This window comes from Citrobacter sp. CtB7.12, from assembly GCF_001297795.1.
In the GTDB taxonomy this organism is placed as follows: Bacteria; Pseudomonadota; Gammaproteobacteria; order Enterobacterales; family Enterobacteriaceae; genus Citrobacter_A; species Citrobacter_A amalonaticus.
The window spans coordinates 1-6,037 of record NZ_LIFT01000038.1; the positions used below are offsets into that span (position 1 = coordinate 1).

The 6,037-nt window shown below is 48.2% G+C and carries 8 protein-coding genes and 1 pseudogene; all 9 read right to left on the reverse strand.

Annotated features, from left to right (window positions below):
- Nucleotides 1-146: pseudogene (locus AOY24_RS25505) on the reverse strand (tail assembly protein); the annotation flags it as partial.
- Nucleotides 147-172: 26 nt separating this feature from the next.
- The gene (locus AOY24_RS23045) at nucleotides 173-682 is read right to left on the reverse strand and encodes a terminase small subunit (RefSeq protein ID WP_054177138.1); all 510 of its coding nucleotides are present in this window, start codon (nucleotides 680-682) and stop codon (nucleotides 173-175) included.
- A gap of 214 nt (nucleotides 683-896) precedes the next feature.
- Nucleotides 897-1,274 carry an AlpA family transcriptional regulator gene (locus AOY24_RS23050; RefSeq protein WP_054177139.1) on the reverse strand — a complete coding sequence of 126 codons (378 nt, stop codon included), beginning with the start codon at nucleotides 1,272-1,274 and terminating at the stop codon, nucleotides 897-899.
- 10 nt (nucleotides 1,275-1,284) lie between these two features.
- A complete protein-coding gene (locus AOY24_RS23055) occupies nucleotides 1,285-1,626 on the reverse strand; it encodes a head decoration protein (protein WP_054177140.1) in 342 nt (113 codons plus the stop codon).
- A 9-nt stretch (nucleotides 1,627-1,635) separates the two neighbouring features.
- Entirely contained in the window at nucleotides 1,636-2,676 is a 1,041-nt protein-coding gene (locus AOY24_RS23060) for a major capsid protein (protein WP_054177447.1), read from the reverse strand.
- A 259-nt stretch (nucleotides 2,677-2,935) separates the two neighbouring features.
- Complete coding sequence (locus tag AOY24_RS23065; RefSeq protein ID WP_152967233.1) at nucleotides 2,936-3,886, reverse strand: hypothetical protein; 951 nt, start codon at nucleotides 3,884-3,886, stop codon at nucleotides 2,936-2,938.
- Between the two features lie 122 nt (nucleotides 3,887-4,008).
- Entirely contained in the window at nucleotides 4,009-5,379 is a 1,371-nt protein-coding gene (locus AOY24_RS23070) for a helicase RepA family protein (protein ID WP_082366219.1), read from the reverse strand.
- On the reverse strand, nucleotides 5,376-5,744 hold the full coding sequence (locus tag AOY24_RS23075; RefSeq protein ID WP_054177444.1) for a hypothetical protein: 369 nt from the start codon (nucleotides 5,742-5,744) through the stop codon (nucleotides 5,376-5,378). The genes AOY24_RS23070 and AOY24_RS23075 overlap by 4 nt, the downstream gene beginning before the upstream one ends.
- Nucleotides 5,741-6,037 (reverse strand): hypothetical protein (locus AOY24_RS23080; RefSeq protein WP_054177443.1); only part of this gene is annotated, 297 nt, incomplete at its 5' end. The genes AOY24_RS23080 and AOY24_RS23075, both read right to left, overlap by 4 nt.

The following is a 6,037-nucleotide window of genomic DNA, read 5'->3' on the forward strand; positions in this document are numbered from 1 at the left end:
CGCGCCTTGCTGGTGTTCATGAATTTCTCAAATCCCGGAATAGTGGCTGATAATGCTCTGAATGCTTCACGCGTCGGACCGATAAGGCGCTGATGTTCTCTGCCGAATAAAGAAGCTAAAGATCCACTCAGTTTGATAGTTGTCATGACTTCTGCACATGGATTCATAGTATTCAGCCCTTCTGATTTTCTTCAATGTACCGCTCAGCCATTTCAGGAATAAGGTCAGCAACAGTTGAAGCACGGCTTACCGCCCTGTTTACCTCAACTTTGATAGCATTGGAGTAGCGAGTCTCCATGTCCGGAAATTTACGGTTTATTGTCAGAGGAAGACTATCCATGATTGAACCGATTTCTGCGGCAAGTTTCGCAAGGACATAAGTGGCAAATGCAGTATCAATAACCTCGCCTGTTTCACGGGCATTCTTCAACTCCTGCGCATCTGCCTGGGCGTTCGTCAGGCGAATCCGGGCCTTTAACAGTTCAGCGTCATCAATGTCGCCGCCCTGATCCATAATTTTACTCAGCTCATTTTCAACCCTGTTACTCACCACGCTGGCAACATCATAAAATGCCTCACGCCCGATACGCTGTATCGGTTCGATGCCCCATTTGTCGAAAGCTGTCACACCGACCTTACAGCTTTTTGCCATGTTCTTCTTATTCAGTAGATGCTGAGCCATTTTCCACCTTTATACCGTTTTTTTAATGCTCAGGTGGGTGTATTGAAGTAATAAAAACCATCTAAATCATACTGATACAACGAACAACAACACCACCACCAGCATCTCAGAAAATCTCATAAATAGCGCTATTCTGCGAGGTCGCCGCCCCGTAGTAAGCCGGATCTCCCGAAAGGACCCGCGCCCAATTACCGGGTCAATCGAGCCTGTCCGATCAGCCTACCAGCTTGCTTTTCCCATCACGGACCTGGCGGCGAACTCGTTCAGTCTTGAGGCATAGCGAAGCTTCTGGTTTGACTGGTACAGGGATCTGGCATGTCTCAGAGCAACGGGGAATGTTGTTAATCCACTCAATCACTTCACTCAGATACCAGGCCTTGCGACCCTCAGTGACCTGTACACGCGCCGGAAATTCACCACGAGCCTCGAGGTTCAGTAACGTTCTGCGGCTTAGTGTGGTCAGTTCAATCACCTGATTCATATCAACCAGGCGCTCACTTACGTTCATCTTGTCTGCCAGTTCTTGTAGCTCGCGCACAACAGAATCCGGATAGAGGGCATCGGCAGTTGCCATCAGGCTGTTTTCTTTCATTGTAATCCCCTTACACCAGTGCCAGCGGTTGAACAGAAATACCAGAGCCAACAAAGGCGGCAACCTTAGCAGAGAGGGTCGTCACAGCCTCAGGCCAGTTGAGCACGTCAACATTCATCACGCCCGCTTTATAGACCTGCGCCTGTGTCTGACTGGCGGTATCAACGGCAAAGCACGACACATACACCGCCTGTCCTGCGTTCACGCCATCCCAGACAACAAGAGCGCCAGTGGTGTTATCCTGCATCAGCGGCGTAAGCGCCGGGATAACCCCCTTACCACCAACAAATATCCCCAGAGTAGACACCAGCGCCTCGGTACCAGCCACCAGCTCAGTGTAATGCGTAGTCATGAATGCTCCTTAAGCCACTCGAACGGTGACAAAGCGGTTAATACGAGCCGGAATAGGTTGCGGCGCGGAATGGGTCTGGACGTATTCAATAGCCGGATCGCCAGGCACGATGTAATTTTTAGGCGCGAGTTCTGCTTTGGTGATCCCCATACGGATAAGTTCAGGGTCCTGAATCCCACCATAAGCCACAATCCCCTGCAGGGCCGTATTTCCAAGCACCATCAAATCAGGATCGAGAAAATATTTTTCGGTGCCGTCTTCATCGGTATAGCGACCGCTATAAACCACGATTGCAACGTCTCCCATATATCCCTTAAAGCTCACTGAATCACCCAGGTCTTTAAGTGCCGTTTCCAGTTGAGCATTTGATCCGCGACGAGTATCGAGCACATCCTTAATCGCTTTGAATGAGCGATATTTCTTCCAGACGTTTCCACCCATGATGATGATATTTGTTACCCCTTCACTCAGTTCTGAATAGGCTTCAATATCGTCATTTGGGTCAAATGTTGCCTTGTCTTTACCTGACCAGGCTGCACCACCAGACTGAATGATCATGTTCTGGGTTTTGATATTCCAGTCCAGTTCGTAGCGCTCAATACCTTCCCCTTCAATGATATTTTTCCCGGTAGTGACAGCCTGAACCGCAAGCCATTCAATACGCGCCCGGATAGCAATCGACTGTTTAAGAATGGCCTGCTTAATCTTGATATTGCGGGTGTCGAGCGTGCTGTATTGTTCTGGTGTGACACCAGCCGGGCGAACGGCCAGTTTATTTGGGTCAATACTACTCTTGGGCTTCATGTAACCCGGACGGATGGATTTTGATTCATAGCCCTCATCACGCGCCACCTTACTACCAACCATAGGTGAACAAAACGCTGCGATCGGAATATTTGGGTCGTCGATAGTGTCCAGGATGATATCGCGTGTTTCGAACGTTACCGCGCGGGTAAAGAATAAATCTGTGAAAAGGGTTTTAAGCTGCTTCTGGATATCCTCAGCACTTACAACCCGGACAAGCGCTGCTGGTGAATATAAATCAGGCATAGATTTACCTCAAAATGAAAAATACAGGAATTGTCACAGCAATAATGTTATCACTGTGAATGCAGAATCAGATGAGTGCAATAATGTGCAATAGTGTATAAAGTTCGATAACGCAGATATACAACAGCTAACGTTCTGCTATTGTTACTTCGTTATTTCCTCCAAAGATAACAGTTTCGTTTATGTTCTTCGTGTTAGTCAAAAAGCGGGCTGGGTGTGGCCCGCTTTTTTCTCATCGTTCCTGGCCATCAAGGGCTGCTTAAATCCCAGTCGTACCGTAATGCCCAAATTGATTCTCACAAGCAGCCATAAATGTACATCTGTCCCCCAGATATTGATGTAGTTGTTTCAGAATCATGTCATCGCTACCATTCCAGCCTTTCTGTAACCCCAGTTTCGTTTCAACCATGCTTAATGCTATCAAGCATGAGTTATTAAAACGCCTTGATATATCATTCAGACCAGGAAATGATACAGTAACTTTCTCATCTAAATAAAAACCATTGATAAACTTGGCATCTTCCCTGATAAATTCTAAAATTAAATCATCGAAAGAACAGCCCTTAGGCAAACTCAGCATTTTCAAACCAGTACTATTATTCGACCATGGTAAATAAATAGCTTCAAGTGTGACTGGCTTATCGCTTCCAAAAAGACAAATAAACATTAACTTATACAATGAAGAGATATTTATTTTTTTTGGCAAAGATTTACCACCCAAAAATAGTGCCAAAACAATTTTTTCACGGTCATAACATGAATAATAAGATGAATGCCAGTAACGAGAAGCCATGCTTTTAAGCATATGCTCTTTTTGAAAATTTAGAAACATATCAAATATGAATGCAGCAATTATTGAAAACGCCATATTTTCAATAAATTTATACTCATTAGAATCAGTGAAAATGATGAATGATAAAGATAAAACAACCAATGAAAACAATATACGCCGAAATTTTCCCCCACTGTATAAAAAACGACTATATATCACCAAAGCATGCTTTATTTTTCTAAATTTACGAGGGAAATATAAATGGCTAAGTCTTCTGTGATCCGTGAAAAACCACCCAGCAACTGTACTCATCAGAAGTAAAATCACAGTCACAATATTTCCGATAAAGGTATCCCACATTACGATTTCTCCGTTAATATCTACCCACCAATTACCCACTTTGCATGCTCCCCACCAGCTCCCCACAGGTATTTCCATAAACACCCGCTCAGACCAGTAATGACGCGGGTTTGACGACTTTTACCCACTTCGTCCCTGTATATGGGCGCTAAGTGGGGAAATATGAGGGTCATTCCCCACCTTCCCCACCAGCCCCCCACTTAATTACCCACTTCCCTTAGCGACTGCACCGACAACAAATCACCGTCCTGAATAACCAGACCGTCATCGATCAGCTTCTGTACCCAGCGCGTGAAATGCTTGGTGTTAATTCCCAGCGCTTTCAGGTCATCCCGGATGACTGCCCGGTTACAGGGTTCATTGCGTGCAGTACGGCTTCGTATAGCCTGCCACAGCGCCATATGGTTATCACTGAGCTTTTCCACACCCATCAGTTCCGGATCAATTTCCCGGGCGTCTCTGGCCACATCCCGAACCACCAGCGAACAAATTATGTCGCCGTCTTCATCGGTGTACAGTTCAGCGGTGCGCAAATCATATGCCTTGCGTTGCGGTTCTTCGGCATCCTTCATCTTGGTACAGGAAAGAATCAGTGCCTGGTTTTCCCCTTCCCGCTTAACGTTAAACTCGGCATCCAGCGCTGCGCGGAAAGAACTGGAACCGCGCGCGCCTTTGGCTTCATCCTTACCTGAGTGATGCACCACCAGCACCGTGGCACCGGTTTTCTGTTTGATAACGTCACAACCCTCGATAAACGCGCCCATATCACGGGCATCGTTTTCATCGTTACCACCAAAGCAACGGGCCAGCGTATCGATCACCACCAGTCGGACTGGCATACCACATTCCGCAGTGATCTGCTTGGCGGCAAGAATCACTTCTGACACCTCGGACTCGCGCACCGGGAACACAGGGCGATTCACCAGCCAGAGACTGTCCACGCTCTGGCCGTGCATCTGTTCCCATGCTTTGATCCGGCGTGGTACGCCTACGCCACCCTCACCCACCACGTACAGCACTGCACCCTGTTCAACCTTCCGTCCAGACCAGGGAGCGCCGGCGGCAATGTGACAGGCCCACGACACCGCAAGGAAACTCTTATATGACCCGCTGGGGCCGTATATGCTGCATAGTGACTGTGCCGGAATCATATGTTTGATCACGTAGTCCTGGCGAACGTTAAAACCCTCAGAGCCGCGGGAAAGTGGAAGCCTTGAGTGCCGGTCAACGGCGGGAGCATCCGGGAAAGCCCGCTGAATCAGCTGTGTGTCTGCCAGCCAGGCGTTCATTTCGTCCTCGCCAATCTCGTCCACCAGCACCGAACGCCGGGCGATAATCATCTGTTTATGGTTGGTATCGAGATAACCGGCATCACATAGATCCTCGTAAGGCATCTCCACTATCTGTTTTAATCGCACCGCCAGCTTGCCATAGCGTGTTGTCGGGTCTTTGTGCTGGTGGATTGCCTTATCAGCATCCGTGCGGGTGTAGTGCTTACCGTGCGCCCACAGATATGAGCAGGTAAACAGCGCATCAGATACGGCTTCGACTGTCATCACTGCATCTGTCATTTCGGGATCCCTCCGCTCATCTGGAATTTACCGATCAGCGGGTGATACCAGTAGGCCGATCCGTATTTACGTTTTGCCGCCCGAAGTACCAGTCGCGCCGCCTCCCTGAATTTCTCATCGGGTGCAATGAATCCGCCCGATTTCATCCGCACCAGCATTACCCCCGTATTTTTCGCCAGTTCTTCGGCCTTCTTGGTGGAAATACCGAACTGCGCCGCCAGCGTAGTTACCGGGGTCATACCGGGGGGGATCTCTCCTCCCTGGCTATCAGTAAGTGATTTGATCTGCGCCTCAAGGTGCAAGACCTTCTCCACCAGCACATCAACGCGACTAGTCAGTTCGTTAAATTTGACGTTGCTGATCATGCCTTGCCTCCTTTGTTACGCTGGGTACGTACATAATCCGCAGAATCACTACTCTGATTAAGCGCTTGGGCCATTCTTGGGAGGTGACGCAATACATGGCTTACAAGAACCAGGTCACGCCGGGCATCTTCATCTGCATAATCTTCTGCATTAGTTGCGTCTAGCGCCAGATTGCCAATCAGGGTGAGCGCACTACTGATGGCAAATGCGCCAGCAGCATATAAGTCGCTGGATTCAGCCAAATCCTGATCAGTGAAGTTTTTAAAATCAGGAGTGCTCTTAACAAGCTGATG

What these genes read in the sequence shown, in the direction of transcription:
- AOY24_RS23070 (WP_082366219.1), bottom strand. Translation starts at nt 5,379, where the DNA reads ATGACAGATGCAGTGATGACAGTCGAAGCCGTATCTGATGCGCTGTTT.
- AOY24_RS23060 (WP_054177447.1), bottom strand. Translation starts at nt 2,676, where the DNA reads ATGCCTGATTTATATTCACCAGCAGCGCTTGTCCGGGTTGTAAGTGCT.
- AOY24_RS23065 (WP_152967233.1), bottom strand. Translation starts at nt 3,886, where the DNA reads ATGGAAATACCTGTGGGGAGCTGGTGGGGAGCATGCAAAGTGGGTAAT.
- AOY24_RS23050 (WP_054177139.1), bottom strand. Translation starts at nt 1,274, where the DNA reads ATGAAAGAAAACAGCCTGATGGCAACTGCCGATGCCCTCTATCCGGAT.
- AOY24_RS23075 (WP_054177444.1), bottom strand. Translation starts at nt 5,744, where the DNA reads ATGATCAGCAACGTCAAATTTAACGAACTGACTAGTCGCGTTGATGTG.
- AOY24_RS23055 (WP_054177140.1), bottom strand. Translation starts at nt 1,626, where the DNA reads ATGACTACGCATTACACTGAGCTGGTGGCTGGTACCGAGGCGCTGGTG.
- AOY24_RS23045 (WP_054177138.1), bottom strand. Translation starts at nt 682, where the DNA reads ATGGCTCAGCATCTACTGAATAAGAAGAACATGGCAAAAAGCTGTAAG.